This window comes from Pinisolibacter sp. DMC19 (genome assembly GCF_056313985.1).
This window is the reverse complement of sequence record NZ_JBQUZF010000011.1, coordinates 65,824-80,808: the sequence shown is the minus strand read 5'-3', so window position 1 is coordinate 80,808 and position 14,985 is coordinate 65,824. Positions and strand designations below refer to the sequence as shown.

The 14,985-nt window shown below is 68.5% G+C and carries 14 protein-coding genes; 9 read left to right on the top strand and 5 right to left on the bottom strand.

Annotated elements, in window-relative coordinates:
• Positions 1-55: 55 nt before the first annotated feature.
• Positions 56-1,063, bottom strand: coding sequence for a pentapeptide repeat-containing protein (locus ACT53U_RS19265; protein ID WP_476157535.1), 1,008 nt, complete (start codon positions 1,061-1,063; stop codon positions 56-58).
• Between the two features lie 345 nt (positions 1,064-1,408).
• On the opposite strand from ACT53U_RS19265, the gene ACT53U_RS19260 reads away from it, so the two are divergent.
• On the top strand, positions 1,409-3,988 hold the full coding sequence (locus tag ACT53U_RS19260; protein WP_476157539.1) for an ATP-dependent helicase: 2,580 nt from the start codon (positions 1,409-1,411) through the stop codon (positions 3,986-3,988).
• A 184-nt stretch (positions 3,989-4,172) separates the two neighbouring features.
• On the opposite strand, the gene ACT53U_RS19255 is transcribed toward ACT53U_RS19260, so the two are convergent.
• Positions 4,173-5,255, bottom strand: a complete 1,083-nt coding sequence (locus ACT53U_RS19255; RefSeq protein ID WP_476157534.1) for a D-alanine--D-alanine ligase family protein — start codon at positions 5,253-5,255, stop codon at positions 4,173-4,175.
• Positions 5,256-5,871: 616 nt separating this feature from the next.
• On the opposite strand from ACT53U_RS19255, the gene ACT53U_RS19250 reads away from it, so the two are divergent.
• The 7 genes from ACT53U_RS19250 to ACT53U_RS19220 all read left to right on the top strand — a co-directional run bounded on the left by ACT53U_RS19250 (position 5,872) and on the right by ACT53U_RS19220 (position 11,974).
• A complete protein-coding gene (locus ACT53U_RS19250; protein WP_476157532.1) occupies positions 5,872-6,780 on the top strand; it encodes a 50S ribosomal protein L11 methyltransferase in 909 nt (302 codons plus the stop codon).
• Between the two features lie 18 nt (positions 6,781-6,798).
• The gene (locus ACT53U_RS19245; RefSeq protein ID WP_476157530.1) at positions 6,799-7,683 is read left to right on the top strand and encodes a 50S ribosomal protein L11 methyltransferase; all 885 of its coding nucleotides are present in this window, start codon (positions 6,799-6,801) and stop codon (positions 7,681-7,683) included.
• Between the two features lie 400 nt (positions 7,684-8,083).
• A complete protein-coding gene (locus ACT53U_RS19240; RefSeq protein WP_476157528.1) occupies positions 8,084-8,539 on the top strand; it encodes a baeRF12 domain-containing protein in 456 nt (151 codons plus the stop codon).
• Between the two features lie 164 nt (positions 8,540-8,703).
• A complete protein-coding gene (locus ACT53U_RS19235; RefSeq protein WP_476157526.1) occupies positions 8,704-10,509 on the top strand; it encodes an aminopeptidase P family protein in 1,806 nt (601 codons plus the stop codon).
• Positions 10,510-10,549: 40 nt separating this feature from the next.
• Positions 10,550-11,182 carry a glutathione S-transferase family protein gene (locus ACT53U_RS19230; RefSeq protein WP_476157524.1) on the top strand — a complete coding sequence of 211 codons (633 nt, stop codon included), beginning with the start codon at positions 10,550-10,552 and terminating at the stop codon, positions 11,180-11,182.
• Positions 11,179-11,490 carry a hypothetical protein gene (locus ACT53U_RS19225; protein ID WP_476157522.1) on the top strand — a complete coding sequence of 104 codons (312 nt, stop codon included), beginning with the start codon at positions 11,179-11,181 and terminating at the stop codon, positions 11,488-11,490. The genes ACT53U_RS19230 and ACT53U_RS19225 overlap by 4 nt, the downstream gene beginning before the upstream one ends.
• A 46-nt stretch (positions 11,491-11,536) precedes the next feature.
• Positions 11,537-11,974 (top strand): YqaA family protein, encoded by a 438-nt coding sequence (locus ACT53U_RS19220; protein WP_476157521.1) that lies wholly within the window; start codon positions 11,537-11,539, stop codon positions 11,972-11,974.
• A gap of 6 nt (positions 11,975-11,980) precedes the next feature.
• Here the strand turns inward: ACT53U_RS19220 and ACT53U_RS19215 are convergent, their stop codons facing one another.
• Positions 11,981-12,364 carry an acyl-CoA thioesterase gene (locus tag ACT53U_RS19215; protein WP_476137771.1) on the bottom strand — a complete coding sequence of 128 codons (384 nt, stop codon included), beginning with the start codon at positions 12,362-12,364 and terminating at the stop codon, positions 11,981-11,983.
• Positions 12,365-12,493: 129 nt separating this feature from the next.
• Complete coding sequence (locus tag ACT53U_RS19210; RefSeq protein ID WP_476137770.1) at positions 12,494-12,637, bottom strand: hypothetical protein; 144 nt, start codon at positions 12,635-12,637, stop codon at positions 12,494-12,496.
• A 271-nt stretch (positions 12,638-12,908) separates the two neighbouring features.
• On the opposite strand from ACT53U_RS19210, the gene ACT53U_RS19205 reads away from it, so the two are divergent.
• The gene (locus ACT53U_RS19205; protein ID WP_476157520.1) at positions 12,909-14,540 is read left to right on the top strand and encodes an alpha-D-glucose phosphate-specific phosphoglucomutase; all 1,632 of its coding nucleotides are present in this window, start codon (positions 12,909-12,911) and stop codon (positions 14,538-14,540) included.
• A gap of 45 nt (positions 14,541-14,585) precedes the next feature.
• Here the strand turns inward: ACT53U_RS19205 and ACT53U_RS19200 are convergent, their stop codons facing one another.
• Positions 14,586-14,762 (bottom strand): hypothetical protein, encoded by a 177-nt coding sequence (locus tag ACT53U_RS19200; protein ID WP_476157519.1) that lies wholly within the window; start codon positions 14,760-14,762, stop codon positions 14,586-14,588.
• Between the last annotated feature and the right edge of the window lie 223 nt (positions 14,763-14,985).

Here is a 14,985-nt window from a genome sequence, read left to right as displayed (position 1 = left end):
GGCTACGCCTCATGCTCTGGTCCTCGAGTTGGGCCAGAGCGAACTTCAAACTGGATTAGGCCTGAGGGGCAACGTCAGTCCAATCGGGTTTCCACCAAGGCCGATCGCCCGGCGAGAACCTGGCCTGCGCGCCGGTGAAGTCGATACGCTGGAGGTTGGTCGCGCCGTCGAAGTTCGGCGGCCTATCGAAGCGGACATCTGCAAAACCGGCCAAATGTTCGAAGGCGCGGCAGGCAAACGAGACTTCTCTGCGAAAATGCGCTCCGAAGAAGGAGACGTCCGCGAACGTTGCAGGACCGATGCCGCCCCCATCTCGCCTGGCTCGATAGGACTTCCCGAGCTTCGTACTTTCAACCTTTCCCAGCTTCGACCACGCCTTCTGCCGGAGAGCGACGTCTCCGTCGCCCTTCTTTCCAGCGAAATCCGTTACTCCGCCGAAGACCGCCCCATCAAAATACGTGTCTGCACAAAATGTTGCGCCCGAAAATATAGAAAGAAAAATAAAACTTGCCCCAGCAAAATCCGCCGACCCGTCAAATACTACATCCTCAAATCTAGCTATTTTACAAAACGAAGTATTTTCGAAAACCACAACACCTATAAATATTGAACGGTCAAATCGCGCAATGTTGTAAAATTTAGAGCTGCCGAAATTGGAATATTTCCAAAAAACTGCCCCATGAAAATCCGCATTGCCATGAAAAGCAACATCAATGAATCGCGCACCACCGTCGAACGTCGCGTTGACGAATCGGACTTCCCTCCTGAACGTTGCACCGGCGAACCGCGCCATGTCTCCGAACGCCGCGCCGGTGAACCACGTCGGCCCACCGAACTCGAACCCCTCGAACGAAATCCCCCGGTTCTCCTCCGTCCGAAAATCCACTCCCTCGAACGTCACTATCCGGTGCGTATTCGTCGGTTGTCGTCGCCACTTGTTCCACCGCTCGCGTGCTTCTGTCCTTGCCTCGTCGGTATCCTCGCGCGGTCGTGCCAGGTCCAGAAAGAACGCCTGATCGTAGACCGGCTTCGTCCGTTTCCGTGGCTCCGCTTCTCCCGTCATCTCGTCTCTCGGCTGCATCGCGTCGTCGCTTATGCCTGCGATCCTCGCGCGAGTCTTCCTCAGCGCGCAAGCATGTCGCGACGCGTATCCTCAGTCGGGGTTCCCCCTCGCCGCCGCCCTCCTCGTGCCCACATCCGTGCTATGGTGGTGGGTGAACGAACAGAGAATCATGGCCGCGGTCGAGGGCGCACACGCCCCGTTTCCGCCCATCACGCCGAGACGCCGAGACGCATGACCAACGGTTTCGACCGCGACGACGATCCCTTCTCGCCCGGCTGGACGCCGCGACCGAACCCGCGCGCCGCCCACCCCGCCGCCGCGGACGACGACGACTGCCCGATCCCCATGCCCGGCGCGCCCGCGCGCGGTGAGAAACCGACCCCCGCGCGTGCCTTCGAGCCTGCCCCGGCGGCGCCCAAGCCCGGCGGCATCGCCGCCCGCGCCGCGGCCGCCAACTTCGCCCCGCGCGAGGAATCCTTCTTCGCCGGCCTCAATCCGGAACAGCGTTCCGCCATCGAGGCGACCGAAGGCCCCGTCCTGGTGCTCGCCGGCGCCGGCACCGGCAAGACGCGGGTGCTCACCACCCGCATCGCCCATATCCTCGCCTCCGGCCGGGCGCGGCCGAGCGAGATCCTCGCCGTCACCTTCACCAACAAGGCGGCGCGCGAGATGAAGGAGCGCATCGGCGCCCTCGTCGGCGAACGGGTCGAGGGCATGCCCTGGCTCGGCACGTTCCACGCCATCGGCACGCGGATCCTGCGCCGTCACGCCGAGCTGGTGGGCTTGCGCTCCGACTTCACCATCCTCGACATGGACGACCAGCTGCGGCTGATCAAACAGGTGATCCAGGCCGAGGGCATCGACGAGAAGCGTTGGCCGGCGCGCCAGTTCGCCGCCTTCATGGACGGCTGGAAGAACAAGGGTCTGACGCCCGATCAGGTGCCGCCGCTCGAGGCCCGCGCCTTCGGCAACGGCAAGGGCGGCGAGCTCTACCGCGCCTATCAGAACCGGTTGCTGACGCTCAACGCCTGCGACTTCGGCGATCTGCTGCTCCACGTCATCCGCATCTGGCGCGATCGACCGGACGTCTTGGCCGATTGGCAGCGACGCTTCCGCTACATCCTCGTCGACGAGTATCAGGACACCAACGTCTGCCAGTATCTCTGGCTGCGGCTGCTGGCGGTCGGCACCAAGAACGTCTGCTGCGTCGGCGACGACGACCAGTCGATCTACGGCTGGCGCGGCGCCGAGGTCGACAACATCCTGCGCTTCGAACACGACTTCCCCGGCGCCCTCGTCGTCCGGCTCGAGCGCAACTATCGCTCGACGACGCATATTCTCGCCTCCGCCTCCCATCTCATCGCCCACAACGAGGGCCGGCTCGGCAAGACGCTCTACACCGAGAAGGACGAACCCGACGCCGAGAAGATCCTCGTCGCCAATTCCTGGGACTCGGAAGAAGAGGCCCGCTCGATCGGCGACGAGATCGAATCTCTGCAGCGAAAAGGCACCCGCCTCGACGAGATCGCCATTCTGGTGCGCGCCTCGTTCCAGATGCGCGAGTTCGAAGATCGTTTCGTGACCCTCGGCCTGCCCTACCGCGTCGTCGGCGGCCCGCGCTTCTACGAGCGCATGGAGATCCGCGACGCCATGGCCTATTTCCGGGTCACGGTGCAGCCGGCCGACGATCTCGCCTTCGAGCGCATCGTCAACACGCCGAAGCGCGGCCTCGGCGACGCCACCCTGCAACAGGTCCACGCGCTCGCCCGCGCCCAGAGCGTGCCGCTGCTGGAAGCCGCCGCCCGCATCGTCGAGACCGAGGAGCTGAAGCCCAAGGTCCGCGGCACGCTGAAGGGCCTCGTCCAGAACTTCGCCCGCTGGCGCGACCAGCTCGACGCCCTGCCCCACGGCGAACTCGCCGGCCTGATCCTCGACGAGGCCGGCTATACCGAGATGTGGCAGAACGACAAGTCGGCCGAGGCGCCGGGCCGGCTCGAGAACCTCAAGGAACTGATCAAGGCGATGGAGGACTACGAGAGCCTTCCCGCCTTCCTCGAGCACGTCGCCCTCGTCATGGACACCGACAACGACCAGTCGGTCGAGGCGGTGAACCTGATGACGCTGCACTCGGCCAAGGGCCTCGAGTTCGACCACGTCTTCCTCCCCGGCTGGGAGGAAGGCCTCTTCCCCCACCAGCGCGCCCTCGACGAGGGCGGCCGTTCCGGCCTCGAGGAAGAGCGGCGGCTGGCCTATGTCGGCATCACGCGCGCGAAAAAGAAGGCGTGGATCTGGTTCGCCTCGAACCGCCGCATCCACGGTTCGTGGAACTCGTCGCTGCCCTCCCGCTTCCTCGACGAGCTGCCCGAGCCGCATGTCGAGGTGCGCGAGGGCGGATCGAACTACGGCGGCTACGGCCGCTCGCGATTCGACCAGGTGGAGCCCTTCGGCTCGACCTATGCGACGCCCGGCTGGCAGCGGGCGCAGGCGCAGAAACAGGGCCGCATGGTGCGCGGCTACGGCGCCGACCACGCAGACCACGCCGACGAGGATCGCGGTTCGACCGATCGCGGCTGGGCCGGCGCCGGTCGCGGCCGCTTCGGCGAGGCGGAAGGCCGCAACGGGCCGCAGGGCTTCGAGGAGCGCGGTTCGCGCTGGCAATCGGGGCCGGAGCGCTTCGAGCGTTCGCCGGCGCGCGACCGCTGGGGCAACCCGATCCGCGACAAGCACGTCAAGGTGATCGAGGGCTCGCTGATCGCCAAGTCGGTGACGGCGACGGCGTCGAAGTTCTCGATCGGCGACCGGGTCTTCCACCAGAAGTTCGGCAACGGCACGGTTTCCGACGTCGAGGGCGAGAAGCTCACCATCGACTTCGACCGCGCCGGGCAGAAGCGGGTGCTGGACGGGTTCGTGACGATCGTGGGGTGACGGGGCGGTCCGACGAGATCGATCGCCCTGTCCCGTGCAGAGGCCCTTCACACTGAGGTGCGAGCGCAAGCGAGCCTCGAAGTGCGAAGGGCCGAGAGGCAAGGCCCGTCGTGGCTTCGTGTTTCGAGGCTCGCTGCGCGAGCACCTCAACATGAAGCCGAACTGGGAAGTCCTACCTCCCTCTTCACCCCACCCGCCCGGCGCGCGCCAGCGCGTGCGCCACCAGCCGGTCGAGCAACTCGCCGGTTTCGACGCCGCTCGCCGCCATCGCCTTGGGGTACATCGAGATGTCGGTGAAGCCGGGGATGGTGTTGACCTCGTTGACGAGGATGCGCATCTCCGCCGTCACGAAGACGTCGACCCGCGCCATGCCGTCGCAACCGACGGCACGGAAGGCATCCGCCGCCACCGCGCGCACCGCCGCCTCGACATCCTCCGGCAGATCGGCCGGCACCGCCAGCGCCGCGCCATCGGCGTCGACGTATTTCGCATCGTAGGTGTAGAAGCCGTGCGCGGCGGCCGGGGCGATCTCGCCCGGGCGCGACACGAAGAGGCTGCCGGCCGGCGCCTCGAGCACGGCGCATTCGATCTCGCGACCGGCTACGAACTCCTCGACCAGAAGCTTGGTGTCGTGGCGGAAGCCTTCTTCGATCGCCGCGTCCCAGTCGGCGGGCGTCGAGACCTTCGAGACGCCGACCGACGAGCCCTGCCGCGCCGGCTTGACGAAGAGCGGCAGGCCGAGGGCGGCGACCACCTCGACGAAACTCGGCACCGCACCGGGGCGAAGCGTCAGCGATCGCGCGTTGGCGAGCCCCGCCTGGGTCAGGAGCCGCTTGGCGACGTCCTTGTCGAGCGCCGCCGCCGAACCGAGGATGCCGCAGCCGACCAGCGGCACACCGGCGACCGCCGAAAGGCCCTGCACCGAGCCGTCCTCGCCGTCGAGCCCGTGCAGCACGGGGAAGAGCAGGTCGATCCGCGGCCCCTCGCCCATCGCCCCGTCGGGGGAGACGACGATCGTCCGCCCGTTGCCGCCCGGCACCGGCACGATCTCGGTGCCCGCCTCCGGCCGATCGAGCCGGCCGTCGGCGAAGCCGCCGACGAACCAGCGTCCGGCTCGCGTGACGAAGACCGGCAGGACGTCGTATTTCGCAGGATCGAGCGCGCGCACCACGTTGGTCGCCGACATCACCGAGACGTCGTGTTCGGAAGACCGCCCGCCGTAGAGCACCGCGATCCTGAGCCCGGTCTTGTCGTTCGATCCCACCATGTCCGATCGTCCCTCGCGCATGTCCTCGCCGAGACCTTCGGCGATGCGGGGAAACTGAGGTGAGGATCGTGTCGCAATTCGGGCCGGCCGACGTCGCCGAGGCGGTGACGGATCGCCGCGCGGCGGGAATCCGGGGCCCAGACGCAAAAAACCCCGGCGGGGAGGCGTATACCTCCGACCGGGGCTTCCTGCGGATCGCCTCCGCCACTCACATCGTCCGCCAGTACATCCGTGGTCGACCCGAAGGGGGGCAGGGCTTACCGGCGATCTCGCCGCTGCTTTGCGGTTCCGATCGCCTTGGGTAGCAATAGACACCAACAATGTGAAGAAAGTGTGAACAGGCCGACCGGGGCAAATCCTCACGGGGAAATCCCCGACGGCGCCCCCCTTCTCCCCCTGCGGGAGAAGGTGCCCCGCAGGGGCGGATGAGGGGTATCGCGCGGCAGCGCGAAGGTGCGGCGTCGCATCATTGCGGGCTCACGCCCGCGCCCCCTCATCCGGCCTTCGGCCACCTTCTCCCGCGAGGGGAGAAGGAAGGACCGCCTCTCGCGGCGCACGGCCCCTCTCTGCCCCCACGCAGGCGACAGGCCGCGCATCCCGTGCTATGTCGCGGCCCATGCCGACCCACGTCTATCGCCTGACCACCACCCGCTCGATCGCGACCCGCGTCGCCGATGCCCTCGCCGACGGCGAGCTCGTCACCGCCTTCGCCGATGCCGCCGGCGCCTTCGACCACGGCGACGGCTCGTGGGGCGTCGAGGCGTGGTTTCCGGAAGCGCTCGACGAGACCGATCTGGCCGAAGCCCTCGCCGATCTGATCGACGCCGAGGGCATAGCCCCCCGCGACGCCGTGCTGGCCACCCTCGCCCGCGCCACCCTGAAGCCGCTCTCCGCCGCCGAATGGATCGAGACCGGCGTCGGCGGTCTGCCGCCGATCGCCGCCGGCCGCTTCCGCGTCTTCGGCGAGCACAACAGGCCGGAGAGTTTCCGCCGCGAAGACGTGCTGATCGAGGCATCCAGCGCCTTCGGCTCGGGCGATCACGCCTCGACCCAGCTGTCGCTTTCCGGTCTCGACGAGATCCTGAAACACGCCCGGCCCCGCAACGTGCTCGATCTCGGCACCGGCACCGGCATTCTCGGCCTGGCCTTCGCCCGCCTCGCGCCGACCACGCCCGTGCTGGCGACCGACATCGCGCCGCACGCGGTGGCGACCGCCGAGCGCAATCGCCGCATCAACGGCGTCGATCGCAGCTTCCGCGCCCTCCTCGCCGACGGGCTCGACGACGTCCGCATCGTCGCGCGCGCGCCCTTCGATCTGGTGCTCGCCAACATCCTGCCCGATCCGCTGTGCCGGCTCGCCGGTCCGCTCGCGGCCCTGATGGCGCCGGGCGGTTTTCTCGTCGTCGCCGGTCTCCGGATCGGCGAACAGGCGCGCCTCGTCGCCGCCTACCGTGCCCGGGGCCTGCGCCTCGTCTCCCGTCGATCGATCAAGGAATGGGCCTCGCTCACCTTCCAGAAGCCCTGAGCCCGCCAGGAGTTGCCCATGCCCGCCGTCCAGGTCCGCCTCGTCGCCGAAGGCCCCGAATCCGAACGCATCGAGCGCCTGCTCGGTGAGGCCTTCGAGATCGAGGGCTATCCCGTCACCCGCGAGGAGACGGTGCCCTATTCGGAGGTCTGGTCGGTCGACACCCTCGTCTTCGACGCCGAGAGCGAGGACGAGGCCGCCGACCTCGTCCGCGACGCCCTCGGCGACGATGCCTTCGAGCTCACGACGACCGTGCTCGATCTCGACGCCAACTGGATCGCCATGAGCGAGGAGATCCGCCACCCGGTCGTCGCCGGGCGCTTCTTCGTCCACGGCAGCCACGATCGTCATCGCCGCCCGCCGTCGGGCATCTCGATCGAGATCGACGCCGAGATGGCCTTCGGCACCGGCCACCACGCCACCACCTGGTGCTGCCTCGTCGCCCTCGACCGGCTGCTGAAGGCGCGCCGCTTCGCCCGTCCGCTCGACCTCGGCACCGGCACGGCCGTGCTCGCCATCGCCGTCGCCCGCGTGCTGCGCGTGCCTGTGATCGCCACCGACATCGACCCGGTCGCCGTGCGGATCGCCGCCGAGAACGCCCGCCTCAACGGCGTCGGCGCCGAGGTGCGCTGCATCGTCGCCGACGGCATGACCTCGCGGCTCCTCGCCGAAGAGGCGCCCTACGACCTCGTCGTCGCCAACATCCTCGCCCGCCCGCTGACCAAGCTCGCCTATCCGGTGGCGAGCGCGCTCGCCCGCCGTTCGGTCGTGGTCCTGTCGGGTCTCCGGACGATCGAACGCCAGCTCGTCCTCGCCGCCTGGGCGAAGCAGGGCCTGCGCCTCGCCTTCGAGGTCGAGCGCGACGGCTGGCTCGCCCTGGTGCTCGAGACCGGCGAACGCTGACACACCCACCGCGCGTCCAGCGACGACGACGCGACCGCCCATCGGTGGCCGCGAAGGCGCGCCCGTGCCCGCAAATCCGGCGGTTCCTCTGCCGCGTCGCGGTGCCCGGTTACGCAACAGCAAAGAAGTACCGCGGCGGCACTCCAGCAGCGAATCACTTTCTCGAGCCGCCTCGAGACTTGAGCTGAAAACGTTTTCGAGTTGGCTTTGAAATTAGATCGTATCCAATTCTAGTCGTCCGATTCACGCCTTCTCGCGAATAGATGATCAAAAAGGACGACACGACCGTAATAGCCGTTATTGACCGGACGTTGTCTTGGGACGAACATGACGACCGTCAAATCGGGACCGAGAGTGCGACACCGGATCCCGACGGGATGCACGAGACGGGAGGGTCGACATGGCTCGAATGAAGATCTCCAACGGTACTTGGATCCTGGTCGGCGACGGCCGCAGGGCGATGGTCCTGCGCAACGACGGGTTGGCCGAATCGCCGAATCTCCACTGCATCGCCACGCGCGAGACCCGCACGCCGGCGACCCACGACCTGGGGAGCGACGCGCCCGGCCGCGCCTTCGCGCCCATGGGCGGCGGACGCCGTGCCGCAATGGAGGAAACCGACTGGCACGACGAGGCCGAACGCCGCTTCGCCGCCAGCCTCGCCGCCGATCTCAACGCCGCTGCCCACGACGGCCGTTACGACGACCTGATCGTGGTGGCACCGCCCCGCATTCTCGCCGAACTAAGAGAAGATCTCTCCGGCGAGGCGCGTTCGCGGCTCCGCGCCGAGATCGACAAGGATCTGACCCGGCACACGATCGCCGACATCGAGACCATCCTGCTCGCGGCCAGCTGACCTCGGCATCCGGCGCCCGCTTCCCCCCCCTCGCGAGGCGCCGGATCGACTGCGGCAGCCAATTCCCGAACCGCGCCCTCCCCCGGGGCGCGGTTTCGTCGTCTCGGGGGTCTGACCCGCGCCGTTTCGTTTGCGTCGCCCGTCCGGACGGCTAAACTCGCGCGATGTTCCAGAGCTTCGACACCCTCGCCGACCCTTCGCTCGGCGCCCCCCGCCTCGCCCGCCTCCGCGCCCTGATGAAGATCGAGGGGCTCGACGGCTTCCTCGTGCCGCGCGCCGACGAATTCCAGGGCGAATACGTGCCGCCATCGTCCGAACGGCTGCACTGGCTGACCGGCTTCTCCGGCTCCGCCGGCATCGCCGCGGTCCTCGCCGACCGCGCCGCAGTGCTGACCGATGGCCGCTACACGCTGCAGCTCCGCGCCGAGACCGACACCACGGTCTTCGAACCGATCGACGGCGTCGCCACGCCGATCCACGCCTGGCTGGCCGAAGCGGTGACCAAGGGTGCCCGCATCGGCTTCGACCCCTGGCTCCACACCCGCATCCAGACCCGCCGCCTCCTCGGCGCGCTGGAGAAGGCCGGAGCCGAGCTGGTCCCCGTCGCGGAAAATCTCGTCGACCGCATCTGGACCGATCGCCCGGCCCCGCCCTCGGCGCCCTTCATGGTCCAACCGACCGAGTTCGCCGGCGAGGCGATCGAGGCGAAGATCGCTCGGCTGGCGGAGGCGCTGACCGCCGACGCCTTCCTGCTGACCCAGCCCGATTCGATCGCCTGGGCCTTCAACCTGCGCGGCCGCGACGTCGCCCACAATCCGGTGCCGCTCGCCTTCGCCCTGCTGCGCAAGGCGGGCCGTCCGACCCTCTTCGTCGAGGCCGGGAAGATCGACGCCGCCGTCGCCGCCCATCTCGCCCCCCATGTCGACGTCGCCCCGCGCGCCGAACTCCTCGCCGCCCTCGACCGGCTGGCGGCGGAGAAGGCCGCCGTGGCGCTCGATCCGGCGATGACGCCGGAGGTGCTGGCGCGTCGGCTCGAGGCGGCGGGCGCGCTGGTCGTCGAGGCCGACGATCCCGTCATCTTGCCCAAGGCCTGCAAGAACGCCGCGGAAGTCGCCGGCGCCCGCGCCGCCCATGTCCGCGACGGCGTCGCCATGGCGAAGTTCCTCGCCTGGTTCGATGCCGAGGGCCACAAGACCGACGAGATCGCCTGCTGCGAGCGGCTCGAGGCCTTCCGCGCCGAGACCGGCGAACTGGTCGACCTCTCCTTCGGCACCATCTCCGGCGCCGGGCCGAACGGCGCCATCGTCCACTATCACGCGACGCGGGCGACCAACCGGCCGATCGATCGCGACACGTTCTTCCTGCTCGATTCGGGTGGCCAGTATCGCGACGGCACCACCGACGTCACCCGCACCATCGCCGTGGGTACGCCTTCGGCGGAGATGAAGCGTGCCTTCACCCTGGTGCTGAAGGGCCATCTGGCGATCGGCGGCGCCCGCTTCCCCGTCGGCACCACCGGCGCGGCGCTCGACACGCTCGCCCGCATCGCCCTGTGGAAGGCCGGCTTCGACTACGACCACGGCACCGGCCACGGCGTCGGCTCGTTCCTGTCGGTGCACGAGGGGCCGCAGCGCATCGCCAAGACCGGTTCGGCCGAGCTGAAGCCCGGCATGATCGTCTCGAACGAGCCCGGCCACTACCGCACCGGCGCCTTCGGCATCCGCATCGAGAACCTCGAGCTCGTCACCCCGGCCGAACACGTCCCCGGCGGCGAGCGGCCGATGTTCGGCTTCGAGACGCTGACGCTGGTGCCGATCGACCGGCGCGCCATCGACGTCGCGCTGCTCGATGCCGGCGAGATCGCCCGGCTCGACGCCTATCACGCACGCGTGCACAACGAGATCGGCCCGTTGCTCGATCCGGCGACGCGCGCCTGGCTCGAGCAGGCGACCGCGCCGCTCGGCCGCTGAGGAAACGATCGCCCGACGCGGGCGAGGAGGAGGTTCGCGCATGGGTGACTATCGGCTCCACTGCTTCGGCGAGAGCGGCAACTCCTACAAGGCGGCGCTGATGCTGGCGCTCGCGGGGTGCAGCTGGGACCCGATCTTCGTGCCCTTCTTCGAAGGCGCGACGAGGAAGCCCGAATGGCGCGAAGGTCTGAACCTGATGGGCGAGGCCCCGGTCCTCGTCCATCGCAGCCGCGTGCTGACCCAGTCGGGCGTCATCCTCGACTATCTCGCCGAAGAGACCGGCAGGTTCGGCGGCCGCGACGGCGACGAGAAGCGCGAGATCTGGCGCTGGATCCTCTTCGACAATCACAAGTTCACCAGCTATTTCGCCACGCTCCGCTTCATGGTCGGCCTCAAGGGCATGCCCGAGACCGCGGCGACGGAGTTCCTGCGCGCCCGGGTGATCGACGCCTACAAGGTGGTGGAGAAGCAGCTCAACGTGACCGACTGGCTGGTCGGCAACCGCCCGACCATCGCCGACTTCTCGCTCGCCGGCTACGTCTTCTACGACGAGGAGGTCGGCCTCGACCGTTGGGAGATGTTCCCGGCGATCGATGCCTGGCGCCAGCGCATCTCCGAGCTGCCGGGCTGGAAACACCCCTACGAGCTCATGCCGCGCGGGCCCGCCGCATGACGGTCCTCGGTGTCGCGATCATGGTGCTGTGGACCGTGCTCTGCCTGGTCTGGGCGGTGCTCTCCATCCCCGGCGGGCTGATGGCCAATGCCTCGGGCGGCTTCTCGCCGAATGCCCACATGACGATGCTGGCGCTTCTCGCGATCGGCCAGCTGATCGTGCTCTCGGCCGGCATCCCCGGCGGCCGCGCCTTCTTCGAGGATGCCGACCGCGCCGCCCTCCTGTGGTGGATGGCGAAGCTGGTGGCGCTCGGCGTCGTGCTGCAGATCGGCGCGGTCGCGTGGTTCTTCAACTTCGGCCGGCGGTGAGGGCGAGCCCGCCGCGACGCCCTCGCCCCGGATCGACGGAGCCGACGTGATCGATCTCGCCGTCTATGCCGGCCTCTTCTTCGCCGCCTTCGTCGCGGCGACCATCCTGCCGATGCAGTCGGAGGCCCTGCTGGTCGGCGCGCTGCTGGCCGGTCATCAGCCCGCCTGGGCGCTGATCGTCTGCGCCGGCATCGGCAACGTCCTCGGCTCGATCGTCAACTGGTTCCTCGGGCGCGGAATCGAACGGCTGCGCGACCGCCGCTGGTTTCCGGTGAAGGACGCCGATCTCGATCGCGCCGCCGGCTGGTATCGCCGTTGGGGCAAGTGGTCCCTGCTCGCCAGCTGGCTGCCGATCGTCGGCGATCCGCTGACCGTCCTCGCAGGGATCTTGCGCGAGCCGCTGCCGACCTTCGTCGTCCTGGTGACGATCGCCAAGTTCGGCCGCTACCTCGTCCTCGCGGCCGCGACCCTCGCCTGGACGTGAACCGTCTCACGCCTCGGGCAGCGGCCTCGGCCGGCGATCCTCGCCGATTGCCACGAAGGTGAAGACGGCGCTCGTCACCTTCGTCATCTCGTCGCCCTCGCGCGGACGGCGCCAGGCTTCGATCAGGATCTTCATCGAGGTGCGGCCCGAGCCGACGATCGTGCCGTAGAAACTCACCTCGTCGCCGACCAGAACCGGCTTCAGGAAGGCCATGCCCTCGACCGCGATGGTGGCGGCACGGCCCCGCGCCCGGCGCGTCGCGACATTGCCGGCGGCGAGGTCCATGTGGGCCATCAGCCAGCCGCCGAAGATGTCGCCGGCCGGGTTGGTGTCGCCCGGCATGGCGATGGTGCGGATCACCGGCGGCGTGGACGGAGGAAGCTCGGACATCGCATCGTTCTCCCGGCATCGCGCGAATGCTGCGACGCACACGGGAGGAACATTGGCACGATCCATCGCCCTCGTCGACGCGGCAAGGCGCTCCGAAGACGGAGGGCGGAGACGTCCGGCTCGGTGGCGTCAGCGACGCTCGAGCGGGTCGATCCAGTGATGGCGCAGCGCGGTGAAGGTGCTCGATTCGCGCATGCCGCGATCGATGCCTTCGTCGAAACGGATCAGCGAGCGGCGCATGGCCGAACGGGCGGCGCTGAGGAAACGAAACATGGGGTCTTCTCCGTCGTGTCGCGTGGACATGCCGCTCCGCTCGACGTCTCCTCTTTCGGCTCGTTCGAAGGCCGATCGCGTCCGGCGCCCCACACCGTCACGTTCGAACGACGATGCCAGACGTCATGCATTAGACCAAGGTCGTAGATCGCATGGCATCTCCGCCCACCGCGCATGACCTCGGGCACCCTCCTTCGGTCTCGAGCGTATGGCGCTCGGGCGGCGAACCGGCTACCCATGAGGCAACGCGCGTCGCACGGAGGAGCCCGCCATGGCCGTGAAGATCGTCTCGACCAGCCCCATCGCCGGCCAGAAGCCGGGCACCTCGGGCCTTCGCAAGAAGACCCGGATCTTCATGGAGCCGGGCTATCTCGAGAACTACGTCCAGGCGATCATCGAGGGCGTCGGCGGCGTCAAGGATCGCGAGATCGTCGTCGGCGGCGACGGTCGCTACTTCAACGACACCGCGATCGGCGTCATCCTGCGCATGCTGGCGGCGAACGGTGCCAAGCGCGCCATCGTCGGCAAGGGCGGCATCCTGTCGACGCCCGCCGCCTCCAACCTGATCCGCGTGCGCAAGGCCTACGGCGGCTTCGTCCTGTCGGCCTCGCACAATCCCGGCGGCCCGGACGAGGACTTCGGCCTGAAGTTCAACGTCGCGAACGGCGGCCCGGCGCCCGAGCCCGTCACCGACGCGATCTTCGCCCGCACCAAGGACATCGCCGAATGGCGCATCGTCGAGGAGGCCGCCCCGTCGATCGCGACGCTCGGCACCTTCGACCTCGCCGGCATGGTGGTCGAGATCGTCGATCCGGTCGCCGACTACGTCGCGATGATGCGCAAGCTGGTCGACTTCGACCGCATCCGCGCCCTCTTCGCCTCGGGCTTCACCCTGCGCTTCGACGCCATGAGCGCCGTGACCGGGCCCTACGCCCACGCGATCCTCGAAGGCGAGCTCGGCGCGCCCCTCGGCACCGTCGTCAACGGCACGCCGCTGCCCGACTTCGGCCATCACCATCCCGATCCGAACCCGGTCCACGCCAAGGAGCTGTTCGACATCATGTTCGGGCCGAACGCGCCGGACATGGGCGCGGCCTCGGACGGCGACGGCGACCGCAACATCGTGCTCGGCCGCGGCATCTCGGTGGCGCCGTCGGACAGTCTGGCGCTGCTCGCCGCCAATCTGCATCTCGCCAAGGGCTATACCGCCGGGGTGAAGGGCATCGCCCGTTCGATGCCGACCAGCCGCGCCGCCGACCGCGTCGCCGAAAAGCTCGGTGTCGGCCTCTACGAGACGCCTACGGGGTGGAAGTTCTTCGGCAATCTGCTCGATGCCGGCATGGCGACGATCTGCGGCGAGGAGAGCGCCGGCACCGGCTCCGACCATGTCCGCGAGAAGGACGGTCTGTGGGCGGTGCTGATCTGGCTCGACATCGTGGCGACACGCCGCCAGTCGATCGCCGAGATCGTTCACGACCATTGGAAGACCTACGGCCGCGACTACTATTCGCGTCACGACTACGAGGCGCTGCCCTCCGACCTCGCCGACGCGCTCTTCGCCGATCTCAGGGCGAGCCTCGCCGGTCTGCCGGGCACGACGGTGGGTGGTCTCGCGATCGTCTCGGCCGACGACTTCGCCTATACCGACCCGACCGACGGTTCGGTTTCGACGAAGCAGGGTGTCAGGATCGGGTTTTCCGACGGCAGCCGCGCGATCTTCCGCCTCTCGGGCACGGGCACCGAGGGGGCGACGCTGCGTCTCTACGTGGAGCGTTTCGAGGCCGATCCCGCCCGCCACGATCTCGATCCGCAGGCGGCTCTGGCCGATGTTCTGTCCGCCGCCGATGCGGTGGCGGGGATCAGGGCGCGTACCGGGCGCGGCGGCCCGAACGTCATCACCTGAGGAAGCGCGAAGCGCCGGCCGCCTCGGCCGGCGCGTTCGAGACGATCAGCACCAGGCGGTGAAGCCGTAGTCGCGACGCGAACGCGCACGCATTTCGTCGCGGTCGGAAAGCTCGAGGTCGATGCGAGCGGAAGCCTCGCAAGGGGTCTCGGCCCAGGCCGAGCGGTTACCGGCGACGTCGGCGCCGAGGATGCGTTCGAAGAGCGAGATGATGCGGCTCATGGGATGCTCCGATGGTTCGGGTTCAACCCGCCCCGGTGCCGCTTCCCTGCCTGCAATCCGCAGATCACGTCATGCGTGATCCGTCATTTTTCGTACGACCAAGGTCGCACGGAAATATGGCGATACAGCGACGCGCATGGCGACTCATGTCCGTCATGCAATTTCGTGCGAGCTTGCGCGGCAATGCGGGAGGAACGCTTCGGCGCCGCCGCACGCCGCTTCG

Bases quoted from the DNA above. Each gene is read 5' to 3' on its own strand.
- ACT53U_RS19205 (WP_476157520.1), top strand. From the start codon at position 12,909: ATGGCCGTGAAGATCGTCTCGACCAGCCCCATCGCCGGCCAGAAGCCG.
- ACT53U_RS19260 (WP_476157539.1), top strand. From the start codon at position 1,409: ATGCCCGGCGCGCCCGCGCGCGGTGAGAAACCGACCCCCGCGCGTGCC.
- ACT53U_RS19250 (WP_476157532.1), top strand. From the start codon at position 5,872: ATGCCGACCCACGTCTATCGCCTGACCACCACCCGCTCGATCGCGACC.
- ACT53U_RS19225 (WP_476157522.1), top strand. From the start codon at position 11,179: ATGACGGTCCTCGGTGTCGCGATCATGGTGCTGTGGACCGTGCTCTGC.
- ACT53U_RS19200 (WP_476157519.1), bottom strand. From the start codon at position 14,762: ATGAGCCGCATCATCTCGCTCTTCGAACGCATCCTCGGCGCCGACGTC.
- ACT53U_RS19215 (WP_476137771.1), bottom strand. From the start codon at position 12,364: ATGTCCGAGCTTCCTCCGTCCACGCCGCCGGTGATCCGCACCATCGCC.
- ACT53U_RS19235 (WP_476157526.1), top strand. From the start codon at position 8,704: ATGTTCCAGAGCTTCGACACCCTCGCCGACCCTTCGCTCGGCGCCCCC.
- ACT53U_RS19230 (WP_476157524.1), top strand. From the start codon at position 10,550: ATGGGTGACTATCGGCTCCACTGCTTCGGCGAGAGCGGCAACTCCTAC.
- ACT53U_RS19240 (WP_476157528.1), top strand. From the start codon at position 8,084: ATGGCTCGAATGAAGATCTCCAACGGTACTTGGATCCTGGTCGGCGAC.
- ACT53U_RS19265 (WP_476157535.1), bottom strand. From the start codon at position 1,063: ATGACGGGAGAAGCGGAGCCACGGAAACGGACGAAGCCGGTCTACGAT.
- ACT53U_RS19255 (WP_476157534.1), bottom strand. From the start codon at position 5,255: ATGGTGGGATCGAACGACAAGACCGGGCTCAGGATCGCGGTGCTCTAC.
- ACT53U_RS19245 (WP_476157530.1), top strand. From the start codon at position 6,799: ATGCCCGCCGTCCAGGTCCGCCTCGTCGCCGAAGGCCCCGAATCCGAA.
- ACT53U_RS19210 (WP_476137770.1), bottom strand. From the start codon at position 12,637: ATGTTTCGTTTCCTCAGCGCCGCCCGTTCGGCCATGCGCCGCTCGCTG.